Origin of the sequence: Empedobacter tilapiae (assembly GCF_004785645.1) — a bacterium.
Taxonomy (GTDB): Bacteria; Bacteroidota; Bacteroidia; order Flavobacteriales; family Weeksellaceae; genus Empedobacter; species Empedobacter tilapiae.
On sequence record NZ_SRPE01000005.1, the window covers coordinates 23,009 to 43,032 of the forward strand.

Sequence of the window (20,024 nt, forward strand, 5' to 3'; positions counted from 1 at the left end):
TATTTTATAAATCATTTTGGATGAGAACTTGAAACAAGTTCAAGTTGACTTTCCTTATCATGTTGAACTCGTTTTCGTCACTCTTTTAGTGTGATTCGATAATTCCTTCCTCTTTTATATAATAATTTGGATCTATTATTATATCTATTATTTTATTCAATTTATTATCATTTAAAGTTTGCCAATTAGTCGTTGGATTGATTGTTACTTCAGAATCTTTCAAACGTAACGGCATTGCAAATCCATCCACAACATTTGTATAGCGATATTCAACTTTGTTTCCATTTTGTTTAAGCTCTAAAGTCGGGACTTTAATTGTTCTAAGATATTGATTGAAAAAAGCATTCAAATTTAATCCAGAAAACTTCGCAATATAATTTTCTATTTGTTCTGTAGTTACAGTTTGATGATAAAATTCTTTGTTTAATCCACGTAACATTTGTCTGAATTTTTCATCATTATTCATCCACGTTCTCAACGTGTGAATCATATTTGCACCTTTATAGTACATATCGCCACTACCTTCTTGGTTTACGCCATACACGCCGATAATTGGAATATCATTTTGGATTGCTTTTCTTGTTCCACGTACATATTCACTTGCAGCATCTTTTCCATGATAAGTTTCTGTAAACAAAGTTTCCGAATAAGCCGTAAACGCTTCGTGAATCCACATATCTGCCACATCTTTTTCTGTAATATTATTTCCAAACCATTCGTGACCAGCTTCATGAACAATAATAAAATCCCATTTCAATCCCCAACCAGAACCTGATAAATCACGACCTAAATAACCATTCTCAAATTTATTTCCGTACGCAATTCCAGATTGATGTTCCATTCCCAAATGCGGCGATTCAACAATCTTGAAAGAATCTTCGTAAAAAGGATAAGGTCCAAACCAATGTTCAAAACTTTTCAACATTAATTTTGCTTGTTCAAACTGCGATTTTGCTTTATCTATATTATAATCTAACACATAATAATCTAAATCCAATTTACCTTTTTCGCCTTCAAAAGTATCTTTGAAATTGACATAATGTCCGATATATGGAATAATGTTATAATTATTGATTGGATTAACAACTTTCCATGTAGAAGTTGTTTTACCATTTTTCTCTTTTTTAGAAACTAATCGTCCATTCCCTACTCCAACTAAATCTTTTGGCGTAATAATTTCCAATTCCATTCCATTATCTGGCTTATCTCCTAAATAATCTTTGTTCGGAAACCAAGCACTTGCACCCAATCCTTGTACCGCAACAGACATCCAATCGCGATCTTTTTCATCTTTCACAAAAATCCAACCGCCGTCCCAAGGTGCTTTCACTGCAACACGAGGATTTCCGTTATATTCTAATTCTAATTGATTTGAAGTATTCTTGATATTTTTTCCGACATTAATAAAATAGACATTTCCGTCACGTTTGAAATCAGAAATTTTCTTTCCATTCAATTTTACAGCCGAAATCATCATCGGATCTTGTAAATCTATCTGCAATAAATCTGATTGTTGAGGAGCTGTTTTATCAAATGTAATTGTCGTTTTTCCTTTTATCAATTTTGACTGATAATCTGGCTCTACACTTATTTTATATTTTTTGACATCCCACCAATTACGAAATTCATTATTTGTTCCGCGAAGCGAATCTTGTCGCGTAAATTCTTCTTTGTGAGTAAGTACTTGAGCATTGGTTGTTATCGAAATCAAGCCAAGTAATAGTACTAATTTCTTCATAGTCATTTTTAAAACATATCAAAAATAAGATTATATATTTGATAAATAAGCTCAAAAATCTATGATTACAGAAAAATTTAAAGAAAGAATAAATTATTTAAAAAATAATCACTTAATTGTTGAAGCATTATATGAAATTTTAGATGAATTAAAATTAAAACATAGTGCATTTATAGGATTTACATTTCGAGAAGAAATCGATCCAAAAAGTTTTTTATTGACTGCAGAAGGTGAAGAAAAAACAGGAATTACGATTTGTGTTCCGCGTAATATTTTGGATTTTGATTTAGTATTACTTTCTAATGTTCTGATGCACGAAATGATACATGTTTTTCAGCGTTCAGGTGAAAATCAAATCGAATTGCGAGAAGAACGCGAATGGCAAGCCTATACAGAAATGATTTTTCATAAACGATTTCCAAACGTTCCACCATTACCCGATTTTTACATCAAGCAATTTGGTGAAAAAGCGTTGACGTATTACAACCGAATGCCTGATGACATGAAAACGAAATATGCGGATGAAAAAACGGATTTAGAAAAAATTCTACAAATGATTTACGATAAAGAAAATAAACCAAAAGAAGAACTAAAACCTGAGAATAATACTGAAACAATTTCTTGGCAAGATTTCGAAAAAGTTGATATGAGAATTGGCACAATTATCAGTGCAAATGATTTTCCGAAAGCAAGAAATCCAGCTTATCAATTAGAAATTGATTTTGGTCCGTTAGGAATGAAGAAAAGTTCGGCACAAATTACGTCACTTTATACCAAAGAAGAATTAATTGGAAAACAAATAATGGCTGTCGTTAACTTTCCGAAAAAACAAATAGCTACTTTTATGAGCGAATGTCTCGTAATGGGCGTTTATGGAAATAATAATGATGTTATTCTCTTGAATCCCGAACGAAAAGTTGAAAACGGAAGTAAAATTGGGTAAGACTATATATTTATGACAACTGCTAAAGAAATTATTAAAAAATATAAAATCAAAACTGAACTTGATAAATCATTTTCAGACTTATTAAATTCAAATAGTTGTGAAGATTTGAATATTAATAATAAGGAGATTTCAATTAACACAGCCAATATAAACTACAATAAAACTACTTTAAACTTTCACCTATTTAAAACTCCAATTTTAGAAAAAAATAATGAAATTGGATATTACGCTCTTGAATATGATTCAAAATTCCAATTAATTGATAATTATTTTGTGATCAATTAGAATTTAACGCTGACATTTTATCAACCTATAAACTGACTTTTTTATCGATAAATAATCAAATCATTAATCATAATCTGACAACATGACATTTTAAAAATTGAGATGTCATCATTTTCTACGTTGGCACAAAGATTGACTATTTTGGAGTAGCATCATTTTTGATGATGTGTAAAAGTTTAAAATAAATCATTAATAATATAAAAAATAACTAAACAATATGAGCAAAATAATCGGAATCGACTTAGGTACAACAAACTCTTGTGTTTCTGTAATGGAAGGTAGTGAGCCAGTTGTAATTCCAAATGCAGAAGGTAAAAGAACTACTCCATCTATCGTAGCATTCGTAGAAGGAGGAGAAATTAAAGTTGGTGATTCAGCAAAACGTCAAGCTGTAACAAACCCAAAGAAAACGATTTATTCTATTAAACGTTTCATGGGAACTAAATTTAATAATGATGCAGATGAAATCGGTCGTGTTCCTTATTCAGTTGTAAAAGGAAACAATGATACGCCAGCAGTTGATATTGATGGACGTAACTATACTCCACAAGAAATTTCAGCAATGATTTTACAAAAAATGAAAAAAACTGCTGAAGATTATTTAGGACAAGAGGTATCAAGAGCGGTAATTACTGTACCAGCTTATTTTAACGATGCGCAACGTCAAGCAACTAAAGAAGCTGGTGAAATTGCAGGTCTTAAAGTAGAACGCATTATCAACGAGCCTACTGCTGCTGCATTAGCTTACGGATTAGACAAAGCAAACTCAGATAAAAAAATCGTTGTTTACGATTTAGGTGGTGGTACTTTTGACGTATCTATCCTAGAATTAGGTGACGGTGTATTCGAAGTATTATCTACAAACGGTGATACTCACTTAGGAGGTGATGATTTTGATGATGCAATCATCAATTGGTTAGCTTCTGAATTCCAAGCGAAAGAAGGTGTAGATTTGAAAAAAGACGCAATGGCTTTACAACGTTTACGTGAAGCTGCTGAAAAAGCTAAAATCGAATTATCTTCTTCTGCTCAAACAGAAATTAATTTACCATACGTTACAGCAAACGAAACAGGACCAAAACACTTAGTAGAAACTTTAACTCGTTCTAAATTTGATCAATTAACAGAAGATTTAGTACGTCGTTCTATGGAGCCTTGTAAAAAAGCGTTATCTGATGCAGGATTATCAATCAACGATATCGATGAAGTTATCTTAGTTGGTGGATCTACACGTATGCCAAAAATCCAAGAAGAAGTAGAAAAATTCTTCGGTAAAAAACCATCTAAAGGAGTTAATCCAGACGAGGTTGTTGCAATTGGTGCAGCTATCCAAGGAGGTGTATTAACAGGTGATGTAAAAGACGTGTTATTATTAGACGTTACACCATTATCTTTAGGTATTGAAACTTTAGGAGGAGTATTCACAAAATTAATCGAAGCGAATACAACAATTCCAACTAAAAAATCTGAAGTTTTCTCAACTGCAGTTGACAATCAACCAGCAGTAACATTAAGAATTGGTCAAGGAGAACGTCCATTATTCAACGATAACAAAGAAATCGGACGTTTTGACTTAGTAGATATTCCACCAGCACAAAGAGGTGTTCCTCAAATCGAAGTAACATTTGATATTGATGCGAATGGTATCTTAAGTGTATCTGCAAAAGATAAAGGAACTGGAAAAGAGCAATCAATCAAAATTGAAGCTTCATCTGGATTATCTGATGCTGATATCGAAAGAATGAAAAAAGAAGCGCAAGAAAATGCTGCAAAAGACGAGGAAGCAAAACAAAAAATTGAAAAAGTAAATGCTGCTGACGCTTTAATTTTCCAAACAGAAAAACAATTGACAGAATACGGAGATAAAATTCCTGCTGACAAAAAACAACCAATTGAAGAAGCTTTAGCTGAGGTTAAATCTGCTCACGCTGCTCAAGACGTTGCTGCAATTGATTCTTCTATGGAAAAATTAAATACAGCTTGGAATGCTGCTTCACAAGAAATTTATGCTGCAATGAACGAAGGTCAACAAGGTAGTGCACAAGCTCAACCAGATGCTGATCAAGGTCAAGCAAAAAATGATGGTGTTGAAGACGTAGACTTCGAAGAAGTTAAATAATAGAATTTCATTTATCAAATAGGAAAGCCTCGCAATGCGAGGCTTTTTTGTGTTTATTTTTTAATAATTTTTCTTGTCATTGCTTTTCCATCTTTCATATAGATTTTAACAAAATAAATTCCCGATTTTAATGATGACATATTCAATTCTTTTAAAGATTTATCTGTTTTCAAAACAATTTGACCAACTGTATTAGACACTTCAACTCCTGAAATCTGATCATAAAAATTCGTATCGAATGTTAAAACATCTTGTACAGGGTTTGGATACATTTTGAATTCCTTCAGTCCAATTTGATTCACCGCTAAGCTATCTGTACTGAATTTAAAATTATCATAATAAGCATCTCCACCATAATTATTATGAAGCATTGTAAAACCATGAACATCTAGTTTCGTAAAATTATCTCCTGTATAAACCAATTTATCATTTAGATAATACTTGATTTCATTTTCTGTAACTTCAATTTTAAAATTATTCCATTTATTGATTGGCCAACCTTCTGCAGCATCTGCATAATCGAAACCATACTCAATATCTTTTGTAATATACAAATATCCCCTATTCTCCATTCCCAAACCTGCAACAGGATTAAATTCATCCGTTTCTGGGTTAATTGTAAATAAAGTAAATTCAAAATCTGCACCATCTCTTTTTGTAACAAAAGCATCAAAGGAAATCGTAAAACTCTTATAATCGACAGGTTTTTCAAAAGTTTTTGTCACTCCCATTACAGGGAAATATTTAGGTCCAAAATCAATCTGATCTCCATTTTTGAAAGAATAACTCCCTTCACTTGCTTGTTCATCCGAAATTATTTGATTATCTAAAACTTTTCCATTTCCTTCTGCAACTTCCCAATTATTCTGAGTATTGATATTTCCTAATTCATATCCTTCTTTCGCTTCAAAAGACGTATTTTTTTGGGCGAATGTTAATGTACTTGCAGTAAGTAATAAAATGTAAATTTTCTTCATATTGTATTAAATTAAAAGCTTACAATATATTAAAATAATTTTTAATGAGGTTCTATCATCATCACAATAAATATATTTAACAAATGTTATAACTATAATCAAATTAGAAATCTTTTACTCAACCAATCTTATATTTACACATTATTATAGAAATCAATCTACTATGAAAAAAATTATTTTTTTTACTCTCGTATTTTCATTCATCCTATTTTCTTGTAATGATGATGATTGTTTTACAACTCAAGAACCTGTTGTATTAGAATTTGTAAATTATAAGGGTGAAAACTTAATTCAAAAAGGAATTTTAACGAAAGAACATTTTCATTTCTTACAAGTTAACGGCGATACTAAATTTGGAATTTCTTTTGAAATTAATAATGAAAATAGAGTTATTTTAAATAAACCTGGATGGATAGTAGGTTCTACATCCTATGAGGCTATTGTACTAACAAAAGAGCCTAAACTATTCAAGTTTATTGTTAACATTTCAAAATCACCTGGAAAATGTGGAAGTAATAAAATAGATAATATTTTGTTCAAAAACATAGAATCTCTTTCTCAAGGAGGAATTCATCAAATAATAGTTGAATGAGCAAAAAAAATCCACTTAAAAGATTTAAGTGGATTTTTTATTTAAAACTATATTACTTACTGATGTTGTTGTGCATCAATAACAGCTATTGTTACCATATTTACAATTTCGCGAACAGTACTATCTAATTGTAACAAATGAATTGGTTTCTTCATTCCAATCAGAATTGGTCCAACCGCTTCTATATTTCCTAATTCTTGTAATAATTTGTACGAAATATTTGCTGATTCAAGATTTGGAAAAACTAATGTATTGGCATGCGTTCCTGCTAATTTAGAAAATGGAAAGTTGCTTTGTAACTTCTCTTTATTTACTGCAAAATTTGCCTGAATGTCACCATCTACAATAATTTCTGGATGATTTTTATGCAAATAATTTACCGCATTCTGAACTTTAGAAACTGTTTCTCCTTTGTTAGACCCAAAGTTTGAATAAGACAACAATGCAATCTTTGGTTCAATTTTAAACTTCTTAATCGTTTCGTTAAATTGCAATGTAATGTTAACCAAATCTTCTGAAGTTGGGTCTAAATTAACTGTTGTATCACCTAAGAAAACTGGTCCTTTTTCTGTCAACATCATATACATACTCGCAACTTTTTGTCCTTGCTCCGCTCCAATTAATTCTAAAGCGGGACGAATCGCTTGCGAATAATTTTTCGTCATTCCCGAAATCATTGCATCTGCATAACCAAACTCAACCATACATGATCCAAAATAATTACGATCTCTCAATAATTTCTTTGCATCAGATTTTGATATTCCTTTTCTTTGGCGTTTAGTATAAATAAAATCTACGAATTGATTGTATCTGTCCGAATCTTCTTCAGCAATTATATCAACAATTTCTACATCTTCCAAATCCAACATATAGTCTTTAATCATTTGTTGGATTTTATTTTTCTTTCCTAAAATAATTGGAATAGCGATTTTTTCTTCCTTGACAATTTGCGCAGCACGAAGAATTTCGAAACGATCTCCCTCTGCAAAGACAACACGTTTTGGATTTGATTTAGCTGTTTGCGTCAAATTACGCATAATCGTACTTTCTTTTCCGATTCGCTTAATTAAGGATAATTTATATTCTTCGAAATCAGTAATCACATTTTTTGCAACTCCTGTTTCGATTGCTGCTTTTGCAACTGCTGCCGATACTTCAGGCAATAAACGTGGATCATTAGGTTTTGGAATGATATAATCTTTCCCGAATTTGATTGAATGATTATTATATGCTTGTGTAACAACTTCTGGAACAGGCTGCTTTGCTAGTTCTGCAATCGCACGAACTGCAGCAATCTTCATTTCTTCATTAATCGTTGTTGAACGAACATCTAAAGCTCCTCTAAAAATATAAGGAAAACCAAGAACATTATTCACCTGATTTGGATAATCAGAACGACCAGTTCCCATAATAATATCTTGACGAGTAGAAACTGCTAAATCATAAGCAATCTCAGGATTAGGATTCGCCATTGCCAACACAATTGGATTTTCTGCCATTGTTTTCAACATATCATCCGACAAAACATCAGCAGCAGATAAACCGATAAAAACATCAGCATCTTTTACAGCATCTGCCAATGTCGAAATATCGCGATCTGTTGCCCATTCAGCTTTAGAAGAATCAAGATTATCTCTATCAGAACGAATAACACCTTTACTATCCAACATCACAATATTCTCTTTCGTTGCACCAACAGAAATATACATTCCTGTACAAGAAATCGCAGCTGCACCAGCTCCGTTCACTACAATTTTTACTTTAGAGATGTCTTTTCCTTGTAATTCACAAGCATTAATCAATGCAGCACCAGAAATAATAGCCGTTCCATGTTGATCGTCGTGCATAACAGGAATATTCATTTCAGCTTTCAAACGTTTTTCAATTTCAAAACATTCAGGCGCTTTGATATCCTCTAAATTGATTCCTCCAAAAGTTGGTTCTAAAGCTTTTACTGTATTGATAAATTCATCAACATTTTTTGTATCCAATTCTATATCAAAAACATCAATGTCCGCAAATATTTTAAATAAAAGACCTTTACCTTCCATAACAGGTTTTGAAGCTACCGCACCAATATCTCCCAACCCTAAAACAGCTGTTCCATTACTAATAACTGCAACTAAATTTCCTTTGGCAGTATATTTATAAGCATTTTCTGGATCTTTCTCGATTTCTAAACAAGGCTCCGCAACTCCAGGCGAATAAGCAAGTGATAAATCACGTTGCGTATTTGTAGGTTTTGTTGGTATTACAGCAATCTTTCCTGGTTGACCCATCGAATGGTAATTCAATGCATCTTTCTTACGATTGTCATTCATTTTTCTATGGTTTTATTTTTTCCAAGAATAAATTTAGGTAAAAAAAAATCAAACCACTTATGATGAATGTTGGATTTCGTTTTTTTTGTAAAGTTTATTTATCAACTAACATTATTTAGTGATTTTATATTATGAGATTGATATTTTTGGAGGAATTATGATTATAGAAAATAAAACTATTTTAAGATTTCAAATATGAAAAAATAAGATAATCCTAAATCTGATTGTTTTTTTTAACGCAACTATATTATAAAAACTTATAGTAAAATATTACATTAACAACTTAATCAAAATATATCAAAGCTTACTTTATGTAAAAAGTAGAGTTTATATATTTATAACTTCCCCACCACTTCAACCAATTTCTTCGTTAAATTTTTACGATTGAATTGTTGAACTTCCGCTTCATTGCTTTCAAATTTTTGGTTTGGATTTTTCAACCATTGATTGTAAATCGAAAGAATGTACGTTTTGATTTCATTCACTTGTTGATGATAAAAATAATCACCTGCTTTAGTTTTTTGAAGTATTTTTTCGACATCAGCATCTGCTGGACCAACTGCTAAAATTGGATTTCCAGTTGCCATATATTCGAATAATTTCCCTGGAATAATTCCTTTCGAAGCAACATTATCAAAATTTGTTAACAACAGAATATTTGCAGAATTAATTGCATTTAACGATTCTTGGTGCGAAACGTAGCCGTGAACAATTAGGTTATTTTGTAACCCTTGTTCAAGAATTGTTTGTTTGACATCATCTGCCAAAGAACCATAAAAATTAAGTTTAAAATCTTCTCGAAACGATTGATTTTCGTTGCTAATTTCAGCTAAAGCTTTCCATAAAGCAATTGGATTTCGAAGCATTTCCAAACCTCCAGAATACGTCAAATGAAAGTGATTTTGATCTTTATCTGTTTGTTGTTTTACTTCTTCAAAACCATTTGTAATTACTTCTACATGTTTCGCACCAATCTTCTTGAAGTTCTCTCCATCAGCATAACTTGTTGCTAAAACAACATCTGCTTTTTGCATCACTTCACGCTCCAGATCTTTGTGTTTTTTAGCTGCCCAAGAAGTTAATTTCAATTCTTTGTGATAACTAATTTGCGTCCAAGGATCACGAAAATCTGCCAACCATTTGAGATTAGGTATTTGTTTCTTCAACTTCAACCCAATTAAATGTAAACTATGAGGCGGACCAGAAGTTACAATCGTATCAATATTTTCTTTCTGTAAAAAGTCTTTCAAATATTCTGCAGAAGGATTTACCCAAAACTTGCGCGCATCTGGAATAAAGAAATTTCCACGCACAAAAACCGACAATTTCGACATGAAAGATTGATTTTCTTTCTTCTCGAAATGTCCTCCTTTGTAAGCTTTATTTTTTGGATTCAGTTTTTCTGCCAACTGATAAGGTTCCCAAATTTTATTCTTAACGATTTTAACTTTTGAATTAATGTCCTTCGCTAAAGTTTCATCGAGAATTGGATAAGAAGGGTTTTCTGGAATATAAACGTAGGTTTCATATCCAAATTCAGGAAGATATTTTGTGAATTTCAACCATCTTTGAACACCAGGACCTCCCGCAGGAGGCCAGTAATAGGTGATGATTAATATTTTTTTCATTCTAAAATTAAGCCTTTTCAGCGGCTAAGTTTAAATTCTCTTTTGTAGAACATTTTTTATATCCCAAATAAATACCTCCAGCCACAACGATTAAAAGTAAAATATTCGAAACAATCACAATCATATTTCCAGTAGAAATAACTTGTGGTTTAAATTCCATCACGATTGTGTGATTACCTTTTTGTACAGGAACTGCACGCAAAACATAATTCGCTTTTTCGATCGAAACTTCTTTTCCATCAACCGTTGCAGTCCATCCGTGTGGATAATAAACTTCAGAGAAAACAGCAATTTGATCTGTGTTAGAAGAAGATTTGTACGTCATTTTCATTGGCGAATAATCAACCAATTCAATTTTAGAATTAGCATCCGCCGAAACATTTAAGTTTTTATTCTCAACCAAATCTTTACGTAAAATAACCGTATGATCAATTGGAGTAGAATTTATCGCTAAGATTTCATCATTTGCATTTTCTGTCCATTTAATATTCGACGCTAACCAAGCACTTCCCAAAGCTGTAGGATTTTGCTGCACTTGCGGCTCAGTTGGACTTCCATGAATAATGTATTTCGTATTCATCATATTCAATACATTAATCAAACCTGTTTCATCATTGATTCCGTATTTTTTTAATTGTGGATCTTGAGAAAAATAGATATCCACAACATCTTGATATTTTCCTAATTTCGCCGCATGATAACCACCAATTGAAGGAACAAAATATGAAGTTCCAGCTTCATTAAATGTGCTCAAAACTGTGTTGTATACACGGAAATGTGATTTATCTTGTTTAGATATGTTTGACAATAAATTGTTCAACGGAACTTTGTAAGCAATTTGCGCTACATTATTATTATTCTGAGCTTCGGTTTGTAAACGCGGCGACATTTCCGTTGGGAAAGGATTATCAACAATATATTTAGAGACAAAATTATCTTCATTCAAATATCTTTTATTCACCGTAAATCCATCAATAAAAGCTAATGCACCAATCGCTAAAATAACAATAATTGGTTTCTTGATAAACTTGAATAAATATGCCAACAACAAAGCCATTGTAAACAAAACAAAAATCAATGTACGTAACGTATCCGATTTAAACATTTCAATTCTATCTAGAATTAATGCTTCGTCTAATCGTTTAATTAATCCATCCCAAAGTCCGATTGCATTTGGATTTGCTTGCTGAATCTGTCCGATTAATTGTTCAGTCATTAATTTTTCATTCTCTGATGTAAATGGAAAAATCATTCCACCAAATAAGAAGAATATAATTAAAATTCCGACTGTAGAACCACCAGCTATATAAAGAACTTTCTTTTTGAATTCATCTGATTCATCAGAATTAAAGAAATAATATAAAGTCAAAATTGCTAAGAAAGGCATTGTAAATTCAGCAATCACCAAGATTGATGAAACAGCGCGAAACTTATCATACATCGGGAAATAGTCGATGAATAAGTTGGTAACGAATGGTAAATTTTTACCCCAAGCCAAAATGAAACTTAAAATCGTTGCTCCAACTAACCATTTTTTATAGGTCGCATATTTTCCACGCACCATAAACATTCCGATAATAAACAAGAAAACAACTACAGCTCCCTGATAAGCTGGCCCCGAAGTTCCTGGCTGATCTCCCCAATATGCACTTCTCGGCTGACTTGTCACGGCTTGAAAAACTTGCTGATTAAACTCGTCTTCACCAAGACTATATTGAGTGTTTTGTAATTCGGATGTATAGTTTTTTAAATCTTCTGGATTCGTTTGTGAACCACCACCCATCAAATTTGGAATAAAAAGATTTAATGTTTCTAATTTTCCATAACTCCATTGTGTGATATAATCGTGATCTAATCCATTCGAATTCTTTTTCAACAACGTCATTTCAGATTTCCCACGTGTTGTTTCTTTACTGTATTCGTAAGTTGATAATAATCGATTTGCATTCAATCCTGCTGCAATAATTACAGCGACAACTACTAATGCGGATGATTTGAAGAAATCTGGCAACTCTTTTTTCTTTAAACTATCAATGAATTGAACGATTGCAAAAACCAACATCGCCAAAAATAGATAGAACGTCATTTGGATGTGATTGGCTTGTAATTGCAATCCCATAAACAACGTTGTGAGTACAAAACCAGCAATGTATTTTTTACGATATAATAAAAGAATTCCTGCAATCAAAGGTGCAAAATATCCAATTGTATGGAGCTTTCCATTATGCCCAGCTGCAATCAACTCGAAATAATACGAACCAAAAGCAAAGAAAATTGCACCAACTAAAGCATATTGCCACTTTTTGAAAACCGTTAAGCCAAGTATAAAAAATCCTGTAAACAACAAGAAAATGTAATCTGCTGGACGCGGTAAAAATCTGAATGCGCCATCAATGGTTTTGATGATATCAAAATCATATTTTGCTCCAGTTTGATATGTTGGCATTCCACCAAACATCGCATCAGACCAATAGACATTTTCGCCTGTTTTATCTTGATACGTCAACATTTCTTGCGCACTACCTTTGTAGTTGATAATATCGGGCTGAATAACAGATTTTCCCGATAAAACTGGTGCACAATACACCAATGCAATCACCGCAAAAAGTAGCAATGAGATAAGAACGTAGAGTAAATTCTTTTTATTTTTCATCCTTTTTTTCTTCGATTATTTCGTAATCCACCGTTTCGGCGTCTATATTATATTTCGGTTTCTCGAAAGATGTGTTTGGTTTTGATTCGTTGTACGATTCATTAGAGCTTTGGCTCTGATTATAAGCATTTCTCTGCTGATTAATTGCTTCTTGAAAAACTTTTTTCACTGCAAAGACTTTTCTTAAAAATCTAAAAATAGTTAAGAAAATAATACTTAAAACTATAATCCAAATGATTGTTTTCATTTTAGTTAACTGTTGTGACAGTTGTAACCGACTCAGTCATCGTTTGTTTTTGACCTTGCGCTTCCACTGTACGTTTTAATGTTTCCTTTTTCGTTAAATTAACTTTGTTGATCCAACCAGATTTAGTGTCCAACAAAATTTTTCCATCTACATTCGCACTACTATTCGCAGACATTGTAACGCCTTGTTGCGACTCATTACCTTTCAAACTTTGCGTTCCATTTACAGTAATTGTCGTATTTGCAGGTTCAACACTTGCTAAAGTTCTCTTCATTGAAATATTCCCTTTCATTGGACCTTGATCAATTTTTTGACTATCGCTCCAAGATTCTTTAAGAGCTAAAGTTTTGTTAGGGAAAATATTCATTGTTTCTTCAAATTGAGAAGAAATTGCTTGTTTGTTTAATGAATTATCGATAATCTGTGTAAAGAATTTGAACTCTTCTGCAGAAACTTGTTTCTTCACAGAATTAAGAATTGAAGTTTTGATTCCTTCTAATCCATCAACGCTTACAACTTTTCCTTTCTGATCAACTTTCATTGTATACGTTTTCCCTGTCATCGCTTTGTAAATCGACCAAGAAACCGCAATATCTTTGTTCGCTGGTTTCGCAGCATTTGTATCATATGAAATTGATTTTCCCGAAGGATCTGTCATTTTCTCGCTGTATTGTTTAGATTTCACTTCTAATGTATACACACCATCTTTGAAATCTTTTACCGTATAATCAATTTGTTTTTTACTTTCGCTCGACATTTTTTGAGATTGCTTCCCATCCGAAGCCGTGTGAGTTGTTTTAATTCCCAACGTCATTGGATAAGTTTTCCCTATCTCCAAATTGTATTTGTATGCATATTTGTCATCCGCACCTTTTGTTATTGCTACAACCTCTGGCTCAGTAGGTGTTTCAACGACTTTCAAAGAATCTGTTGTTTCCGTTTTGGCAACTGTATCGCCTTTTTCGTTCACTATTAATTCTTTTCCGTCTTTATCTTTTCCTACGACTTTATCATCTTTTTTACATGAAACAACTGCCATTGCGACAGCCATCATGAATAGTAATTTTTTCATATCAATTTTATGTTTGATAATTGGTTTATTGCCAAAATCAATCCAAAAATAAGGATTTTAGTTGATTTTTTAACATTAAGATTTTAAAACAATCATATCTAGAAAATTAGAGATAAGAAAAGATTATATTATCAATCTAGAAAATAATAAAGTATTACAAATTGTCATAATTAAAAACACAAAAAAGCCTCCCAAATTGGGAGGCTTCTCACTATATAATCAAATAGATTATGCTTCTTCTGTACTTTCAGTTTCAGCAGCTGGTGCAGCTTCTTCTGTTTTAGTACTTTTTTTACTACGACGTGTAGTTGCTTTTTTCTCTACTTTCGTGTTAGTGTAGATATCATTGAAATCTACTAACTCGATCATTGCAGTATCAGCACCATCTCCTAAACGGAAACCTGTTTTGATGATACGAGTGTATCCTCCTGGACGATTTGCAATTTTAGGAGCTATAGTTCTGAATAATTCAGTTACAGCTTCTTTATCTTGTAAGTATGAAAATACAACGCGACGGTTGTTAGTATCGTCTGTTTTAGACTTTGTCAATAAAGGCTCAACATATGTTTGTAATGCTTTAGCCTTTGCTACTGTTGTGTTAATTCTCTTGTGAGTAATCAACGCTATAGCTAAATTAGATAATAAAGCTCTTCTATGAGAGGCAGTTCTACCTAAATGGTTAAATTTTTTTCCGTGTCTCATTTTTTAATAAAATTATTCTACGTCTAACTTATATTTTACGATGTCCATTCCAAAGTTAAGACCTTTGCTGTCCACCAATTCTTCTAACTCTGTAAGAGATTTCTTACCAAAGTTTCTGAATTTCATTAAGTCAGACTTAGCGAAAGAAACTAATTCGCCTAATGTTTCAACTTCAGCTGCTTTTAAACAATTTAATGCTCTTACTGATAAATCCATATCTACCAATTTTGTTTTCAATAATTGGCGCATATGTAATGCTTCTTCATCATAAGTTTCACCAGATGCAACTTCTTCCGCTTCTAATGTAATTCTCTCATCTGAGAATAACATAAAGTGGTGAATTAAGATTTTAGCTGCTTCAGTTAAAGCATCTTGAGGTGTTATAGAACCATCTGTTGTAATTTCAAAAACTAATTTTTCGTAGTCAGTTTTTTGTTCTACACGATAGTTTTCAATTGCATATTTTACATTCTTAATTGGAGTGTAAATAGAATCAATTGCTATAGTACCGATTGGCGCAGAAGCCTTTTTATTCTCATCAGCTGGTACGTATCCTCTACCTTTATCAATAGTAAATGTGATTGTAACGTTTACTTTAGAATCTAAGTTAGCGATAACTAATTCAGGGTTTAAAACTTGGAATCCAGAAATAAATTTCCCTAAATCACCTGCTGTTAATTGATCTTGCCCTGAGATAGTAGCAGTTACAGTTTCAGCATCTGATTCATCAATTTGTTTCTTAAAACGAACCTTTTTCAGATTTAAAATGATCTCTGTAACATCTTCCACTACTCCTGGAATAGTTGAAAATTCGTGCTCAACACCTTCAATTTTAATTGAAGTGATTGCATATCCTTCTAAAGAAGAAAGTAAAACTCTACGTAGAGCATTTCCAACTGTAATCCCGTATCCTGGCTCTAATGGACGGAACTCAAATTGTCCGAATTTAGAGTCAGACTCTACTAAGATTACTTTGTCAGGTTTGATGAAATTTAAAATAGTCATTTTATTAGTCTGATTTTAAGGTTTATTTAGAATATAACTCGACGATTAATTGCTCTTTAATATCTTCTGGAATTTGAACTCTTTCTGGAGCTTTTGTGAAAGTTCCTGATTTTTGTTCGTCATTCCAAATTAACCAATCGTACTCGCTACGTGCGTGTAAAGAGTTTGTGATTGCAGTTAAAGATTTAGATTTTTCTCTAACAGCGATTACATCACCAGCTTTTAATTGGTAAGAAGGGATGTTCACGATTTCTCCGTTTACAGTTACGTGTTTGTGAGATACTAATTGACGTGCAGCACTACGTGAGTTTGCGATACCTAAACGGTAAACTACGTTATCTAAACGAGATTCACATAATTGTAATAATACTTCACCTGTAATTCCTTTAGAAGCATTTGCTTTTTTGTATAAGTTAGCAAATTGACGCTCTAAAATACCGTAAGTATATTTTGCTTTTTGTTTTTCAGTTAACTGAATAGCGTATTCTGATTTTTTAGCTCTTCTTTTGTTAGGTCCGTGTTGCCCTGGAGGATATTTCTTTTTCTCAAAAGATTTATCGTCACCGAAAATTGGTTGTCCAAATTTTCTTGCAATTTTAGTTTTTGGTCCTGTATATCTTGCCATGATTTGTTACTATTAAATATATTAAATAATTAAATTGAGAAAAATGATTATACTCTTCTCTTTTTAGGTGGACGACATCCATTGTGTGGCAATGGAGTAACATCAACGATTTCAGAAACCTCGATACCACCGTTATGAATTGTTCTAATAGCAGATTCACGACCTTGACCTGGTCCTTTCACGAATACTTTTACTCTTCTTAATCCTGCTTCATATGCAACTGTTGTTGCATCTTGTGCAGCTACTTGAGCAGCGTAAGGAGTGTTCTTTTTAGATCCACGGAATCCCATTTTACCTGCTGAAGACCAAGAGATAACTTCACCGTTTTTGTTAGTTAAAGTAACGATAACGTTGTTAAACGATGCTTGAATATGAGCTTGTCCAGTAGCTTCAATAACTACTTTTCTTTTCTTTACTACTTTCTGATTTTTTGCCATGATCCTATTTATTATTTAGTGGCTTTTTTCTTGTTAGCAACTGTTTTCTTTTTACCTTTTCTTGTACGTGAGTTATTTTTTGTTCTTTGACCACGTAATGGTAAACCTAATCTGTGACGAATACCTCTTTGACATCCGATATCCATTAAACGTTTGATGTTTAATTGGATTTCTGATCTTAATTCACCTTCTACTTTGAAAGTTTCATTGATCGATGCACGGATTGCGTTGATTTCTTCATCAGTCCATTCGCTAACTTTTGTATCTTCTGAAATGTTATTTTCAGCTAAGATTTTAGAAGCACTGCTTCTTCCGATCCCGTAAATGTATGTAAGTCCGATTACCCCTCTTTTGTTTTTAGGTAAATCTACACCTGAAATTCTTGCCATAATTCTAAATAATTAACCTTGTCTTTGTTTAAACTTAGGATTCTTTTTGTTGATCACATACAAACGTCCTTTACGACGCACAATTTTACAGTCAGCACTTCTCTTTTTAATGGATGCTCTAATTTTCATCTTTGTAAATTTATTTATAATCCGATAGAGTTAACGTATCTACATTAACTCTATCACCAGTCGTTATTATTTCTTTTAGTATCTGTAAGATATTCTACCTTTCGTTAAATCGTAAGGAGACATCTCTATTTTAACTCTATCACCTGGTAATAATTTGATATAGTGCATACGCATTTTACCAGATATGTTACATGTTACAACATGTCCATTTTCTAATTCGACACGGAACATTGCATTGGATAATGCTTCTGTAATCGTACCGTCTTGTTCAATATGTTTTTGTTTAGCCATAAATCTTTTAATAAAATCTTATTAGATATCTCTTGAAGTTCTACCTGAAGACATTAAACCATCGTAACGGTGATTTAATAAATATGTATTAATTTGTTGTACAGTATCTAAGATAACTCCCACCATAATTAACATTGATGTACCTCCAAAGAACATTGCTAAGCTCTGTTCTACACCTAATAATTTCACAATCGCTGGCAAAACAGCAAGCAAAGTTAGTAAAATTGCTCCAGGTAACGTAATTTTTGATAAAATTTCGTCTAAAAAATTTGCAGTTTCTTTTCCAGGACGGATTCCAGGGATGATTCCTCCATTACGTTTAAGATCTTCCGCCATTTGGTTTACTGGAATTGTGATCGCAGTATAGAAATATGTGAAGATAATAATTAGTAACCCGAAGATTAAATTGTATTCCCACGTAAATGGATCTGCCATTTTCGCAAAGAATGCTTTTATTGGACTTCCTTCGTCTAAGAAATAATTTGCTAATGTTCCTGGTAAAAACATAATTGCTTGAGCAAAGATAATAGGCATTACACCTGCCGCATTAACTTTAAGTGGAATATACGATCGTACAGAATCTGTAACAGATCTCATATATGAGCTACTTGAAGTTTGCGCTCTTCTTACATATTGCACAGGTACTTTACGTACAGCTGCTACAATCATAATACACATTGCAATAACTAGGATTAACCCTAACATTTCTATCAAGAAGAAAATACCATTTGAAGGATCTACTTCAAATGCATTAAAAATTGCTTTTGGTAAGTCGGCTAAGATACCAACCATAATTAAGATTGAAATACCGTTACCAATACCTTTGTCAGTAATTTTTTCACCCATCCACATGGCAAAGATTGTCCCTGTAATCAAAATGATTGTTGAAGGAAACCAGAACCAAAAATTGGTTGGAGGAATAACATAGATAGCATATGATGAAGCTGGATCATAAGGCAAAATCTGAGAAGTCACCAATGTAAGATAAGCAGGTGCTTGCACCAAACAGATCCCGATTGTTAACCATCTCGTAATTTGATTTACTTTATTACGTCCGCTTTCTCCTTCTTTTTGTAGTTTTTGGATGTAAGGTACTGCTAATCCCATCAATTGTACAACAATTGAAGCAGAGATATAAGGCATAATTCCTAACGCAAATACGGAAGCTCTCTTAAAAGAACCTCCGGTAAAAGAGTTTAATAATCCTAAAATTCCTGAATTTGCATTTTCTTGGTCTGCAACAAAACGATTAACCTCGTTAATATCGACACCTGGAAGTGGAATATGAGAACCGAATCTATAAACCAACAATAGAAGGATAGTTACAAGTAACTTATCCTTCAATTCTTTTATGCTCCAGATATTTTGTATGGTCTGTATAAACCCTTTCATCTATAAAATATATTCTTAAGCGTTAACTAATTCTACTTTACCTCCTGCTTTCTCAATAGCTTCTTGAGCTGTTTGAGTGAATTTATCAGCAGTAACATTAACAGTAGCTTTTAACTCTCCACGACCTAAAATTTTCACTAAGTCATTTTTGTGAGCTAATCCTAACTGAACTAATGTTTCTTTGTTTAAAGTATCTGTAATTTTATTATTATCAACTAATTGTTGAATTGTATCTAAATTGATTCCAGTGTACTCAACTCTGTTGATATTTTTGAAACCAAATTTAGGTAAACGTCTTTGTAAAGGCATTTGTCCACCTTCGAATCCGATTTTTCTTGAATAACCAGAACGAGATTTAGCACCTTTGTGTCCACGACCTGCTGTCAAACCGTTTCCACTACCTTCACCTCTACCTTTACGGAATTTATTTTGTACTGAACCAGCTGCTGGTTTTAAATTACTTAAATTCATTTTAA

Annotated in this window: 20 protein-coding genes; 4 read left to right on the forward strand and 16 right to left on the reverse strand. The window is 32.5% G+C overall.

Translation table 11 applies throughout. The annotated features are described in order from the left end of the window. Positions 1–85 precede the first annotated feature (85 nt). Entirely contained in the window at positions 86–1,738 is a 1,653-nt protein-coding gene (locus E4J94_RS07570) for a M1 family metallopeptidase (RefSeq protein ID WP_135835250.1), read from the reverse strand. A 553-nt stretch (positions 1,739–2,291) separates the two neighbouring features. Here E4J94_RS07570 and E4J94_RS07575 point away from each other — a divergent pair. The 3 genes from E4J94_RS07575 to dnaK all read left to right on the forward strand — a co-directional run bounded on the left by E4J94_RS07575 (position 2,292) and on the right by dnaK (position 5,088). Next, positions 2,292–2,681: a tRNA-binding protein gene (locus E4J94_RS07575; RefSeq protein ID WP_135835486.1), complete on the forward strand. Its 390-nt coding sequence runs from the start codon at positions 2,292–2,294 to the stop codon at positions 2,679–2,681. A 12-nt stretch (positions 2,682–2,693) separates the two neighbouring features. Then, positions 2,694–2,969, forward strand: a complete 276-nt coding sequence (locus tag E4J94_RS07580) for a hypothetical protein (RefSeq protein ID WP_135835251.1) — start codon at positions 2,694–2,696, stop codon at positions 2,967–2,969. A 217-nt stretch (positions 2,970–3,186) separates the two neighbouring features. After that, complete coding sequence (dnaK, locus tag E4J94_RS07585; RefSeq protein ID WP_135835252.1) at positions 3,187–5,088, forward strand: molecular chaperone DnaK; 1,902 nt, start codon at positions 3,187–3,189, stop codon at positions 5,086–5,088. A gap of 53 nt (positions 5,089–5,141) precedes the next feature. On the opposite strand, the gene E4J94_RS07590 is transcribed toward dnaK, so the two are convergent. After that, the gene (locus E4J94_RS07590) at positions 5,142–6,065 is read right to left on the reverse strand and encodes a T9SS type A sorting domain-containing protein (protein WP_135835253.1); all 924 of its coding nucleotides are present in this window, start codon (positions 6,063–6,065) and stop codon (positions 5,142–5,144) included. A 163-nt stretch (positions 6,066–6,228) separates the two neighbouring features. On the opposite strand from E4J94_RS07590, the gene E4J94_RS07595 reads away from it, so the two are divergent. Next, complete coding sequence (locus E4J94_RS07595; RefSeq protein WP_135835254.1) at positions 6,229–6,657, forward strand: hypothetical protein; 429 nt, start codon at positions 6,229–6,231, stop codon at positions 6,655–6,657. Between the two features lie 56 nt (positions 6,658–6,713). Here E4J94_RS07595 and E4J94_RS07600 read toward each other — a convergent pair whose 3' ends face one another. The 14 genes from E4J94_RS07600 to rplO form a co-directional block, all read right to left on the reverse strand. Continuing rightward, entirely contained in the window at positions 6,714–8,978 is a 2,265-nt protein-coding gene (locus E4J94_RS07600) for an NADP-dependent malic enzyme (protein ID WP_135835255.1), read from the reverse strand. A gap of 335 nt (positions 8,979–9,313) precedes the next feature. Next, positions 9,314–10,606: a glycosyltransferase gene (locus tag E4J94_RS07605; protein ID WP_135835256.1), complete on the reverse strand. Its 1,293-nt coding sequence runs from the start codon at positions 10,604–10,606 to the stop codon at positions 9,314–9,316. A 7-nt stretch (positions 10,607–10,613) separates the two neighbouring features. After that, the gene (locus E4J94_RS07610; RefSeq protein ID WP_246034277.1) at positions 10,614–13,259 is read right to left on the reverse strand and encodes a YfhO family protein; all 2,646 of its coding nucleotides are present in this window, start codon (positions 13,257–13,259) and stop codon (positions 10,614–10,616) included. Further along, on the reverse strand, positions 13,249–13,506 hold the full coding sequence (locus E4J94_RS07615; RefSeq protein ID WP_135835257.1) for a hypothetical protein: 258 nt from the start codon (positions 13,504–13,506) through the stop codon (positions 13,249–13,251). The genes E4J94_RS07610 and E4J94_RS07615 overlap by 11 nt, the downstream gene beginning before the upstream one ends. Position 13,507: 1 nt before the next feature. Continuing rightward, a complete protein-coding gene (locus E4J94_RS07620) occupies positions 13,508–14,578 on the reverse strand; it encodes a DUF6263 family protein (protein ID WP_246034278.1) in 1,071 nt (356 codons plus the stop codon). A 228-nt stretch (positions 14,579–14,806) separates the two neighbouring features. Beyond that, positions 14,807–15,280 carry a 50S ribosomal protein L17 gene (gene rplQ / locus E4J94_RS07625; protein ID WP_135835258.1) on the reverse strand — a complete coding sequence of 158 codons (474 nt, stop codon included), beginning with the start codon at positions 15,278–15,280 and terminating at the stop codon, positions 14,807–14,809. 12 nt (positions 15,281–15,292) lie between these two features. Beyond that, positions 15,293–16,285 carry a DNA-directed RNA polymerase subunit alpha gene (locus tag E4J94_RS07630; protein ID WP_135835259.1) on the reverse strand — a complete coding sequence of 331 codons (993 nt, stop codon included), beginning with the start codon at positions 16,283–16,285 and terminating at the stop codon, positions 15,293–15,295. A gap of 22 nt (positions 16,286–16,307) precedes the next feature. Beyond that, a complete protein-coding gene (gene rpsD, locus E4J94_RS07635; protein ID WP_114999018.1) occupies positions 16,308–16,910 on the reverse strand; it encodes a 30S ribosomal protein S4 in 603 nt (200 codons plus the stop codon). Between the two features lie 47 nt (positions 16,911–16,957). After that, positions 16,958–17,347 carry a 30S ribosomal protein S11 gene (gene rpsK / locus E4J94_RS07640; RefSeq protein ID WP_019974178.1) on the reverse strand — a complete coding sequence of 130 codons (390 nt, stop codon included), beginning with the start codon at positions 17,345–17,347 and terminating at the stop codon, positions 16,958–16,960. An 11-nt stretch (positions 17,348–17,358) separates the two neighbouring features. Beyond that, entirely contained in the window at positions 17,359–17,736 is a 378-nt protein-coding gene (gene rpsM / locus E4J94_RS07645) for a 30S ribosomal protein S13 (protein ID WP_038335547.1), read from the reverse strand. A 12-nt stretch (positions 17,737–17,748) separates the two neighbouring features. Further along, positions 17,749–17,865, reverse strand: a complete 117-nt coding sequence (gene ykgO / locus E4J94_RS07650) for a type B 50S ribosomal protein L36 (RefSeq protein ID WP_013598490.1) — start codon at positions 17,863–17,865, stop codon at positions 17,749–17,751. Between the two features lie 75 nt (positions 17,866–17,940). Then, positions 17,941–18,156: a translation initiation factor IF-1 gene (infA, locus tag E4J94_RS07655; RefSeq protein ID WP_019974180.1), complete on the reverse strand. Its 216-nt coding sequence runs from the start codon at positions 18,154–18,156 to the stop codon at positions 17,941–17,943. Positions 18,157–18,177: 21 nt separating this feature from the next. Continuing rightward, positions 18,178–19,548 carry a preprotein translocase subunit SecY gene (gene secY, locus E4J94_RS07660; protein WP_135835260.1) on the reverse strand — a complete coding sequence of 457 codons (1,371 nt, stop codon included), beginning with the start codon at positions 19,546–19,548 and terminating at the stop codon, positions 18,178–18,180. A 15-nt stretch (positions 19,549–19,563) separates the two neighbouring features. Beyond that, positions 19,564–20,019, reverse strand: coding sequence for a 50S ribosomal protein L15 (gene rplO, locus E4J94_RS07665; RefSeq protein ID WP_038335541.1), 456 nt, complete (start codon positions 20,017–20,019; stop codon positions 19,564–19,566). Positions 20,020–20,024: the final 5 nt, after the last annotated feature.

Excerpts from the sequence above, each read along its gene's own strand:
- rplO (WP_038335541.1), bottom strand. The coding sequence starts at position 20,019 with ATGAATTTAAGTAATTTAAAACCAGCAGCTGGTTCAGTACAAAATAAA.
- E4J94_RS07600 (WP_135835255.1), bottom strand. The coding sequence starts at position 8,978 with ATGAATGACAATCGTAAGAAAGATGCATTGAATTACCATTCGATGGGT.
- E4J94_RS07590 (WP_135835253.1), bottom strand. The coding sequence starts at position 6,065 with ATGAAGAAAATTTACATTTTATTACTTACTGCAAGTACATTAACATTC.
- E4J94_RS07570 (WP_135835250.1), bottom strand. The coding sequence starts at position 1,738 with ATGAAGAAATTAGTACTATTACTTGGCTTGATTTCGATAACAACCAAT.
- E4J94_RS07605 (WP_135835256.1), bottom strand. The coding sequence starts at position 10,606 with ATGAAAAAAATATTAATCATCACCTATTACTGGCCTCCTGCGGGAGGT.
- E4J94_RS07575 (WP_135835486.1), top strand. The coding sequence starts at position 2,292 with ATGATTTACGATAAAGAAAATAAACCAAAAGAAGAACTAAAACCTGAG.
- E4J94_RS07595 (WP_135835254.1), top strand. The coding sequence starts at position 6,229 with ATGAAAAAAATTATTTTTTTTACTCTCGTATTTTCATTCATCCTATTT.
- rpsK (WP_019974178.1), bottom strand. The coding sequence starts at position 17,347 with ATGGCAAAAAATCAGAAAGTAGTAAAGAAAAGAAAAGTAGTTATTGAA.
- E4J94_RS07620 (WP_246034278.1), bottom strand. The coding sequence starts at position 14,578 with ATGAAAAAATTACTATTCATGATGGCTGTCGCAATGGCAGTTGTTTCA.
- infA (WP_019974180.1), bottom strand. The coding sequence starts at position 18,156 with ATGGCTAAACAAAAACATATTGAACAAGACGGTACGATTACAGAAGCA.
- rplQ (WP_135835258.1), bottom strand. The coding sequence starts at position 15,280 with ATGAGACACGGAAAAAAATTTAACCATTTAGGTAGAACTGCCTCTCAT.
- E4J94_RS07580 (WP_135835251.1), top strand. The coding sequence starts at position 2,694 with ATGACAACTGCTAAAGAAATTATTAAAAAATATAAAATCAAAACTGAA.
- ykgO (WP_013598490.1), bottom strand. The coding sequence starts at position 17,865 with ATGAAAATTAGAGCATCCATTAAAAAGAGAAGTGCTGACTGTAAAATT.
- rpsM (WP_038335547.1), bottom strand. The coding sequence starts at position 17,736 with ATGGCAAGAATTTCAGGTGTAGATTTACCTAAAAACAAAAGAGGGGTA.
- E4J94_RS07630 (WP_135835259.1), bottom strand. The coding sequence starts at position 16,285 with ATGACTATTTTAAATTTCATCAAACCTGACAAAGTAATCTTAGTAGAG.
- E4J94_RS07610 (WP_246034277.1), bottom strand. The coding sequence starts at position 13,259 with ATGAAAAATAAAAAGAATTTACTCTACGTTCTTATCTCATTGCTACTT.
- secY (WP_135835260.1), bottom strand. The coding sequence starts at position 19,548 with ATGAAAGGGTTTATACAGACCATACAAAATATCTGGAGCATAAAAGAA.
- rpsD (WP_114999018.1), bottom strand. The coding sequence starts at position 16,910 with ATGGCAAGATATACAGGACCAAAAACTAAAATTGCAAGAAAATTTGGA.
- E4J94_RS07615 (WP_135835257.1), bottom strand. The coding sequence starts at position 13,506 with ATGAAAACAATCATTTGGATTATAGTTTTAAGTATTATTTTCTTAACT.
- dnaK (WP_135835252.1), top strand. The coding sequence starts at position 3,187 with ATGAGCAAAATAATCGGAATCGACTTAGGTACAACAAACTCTTGTGTT.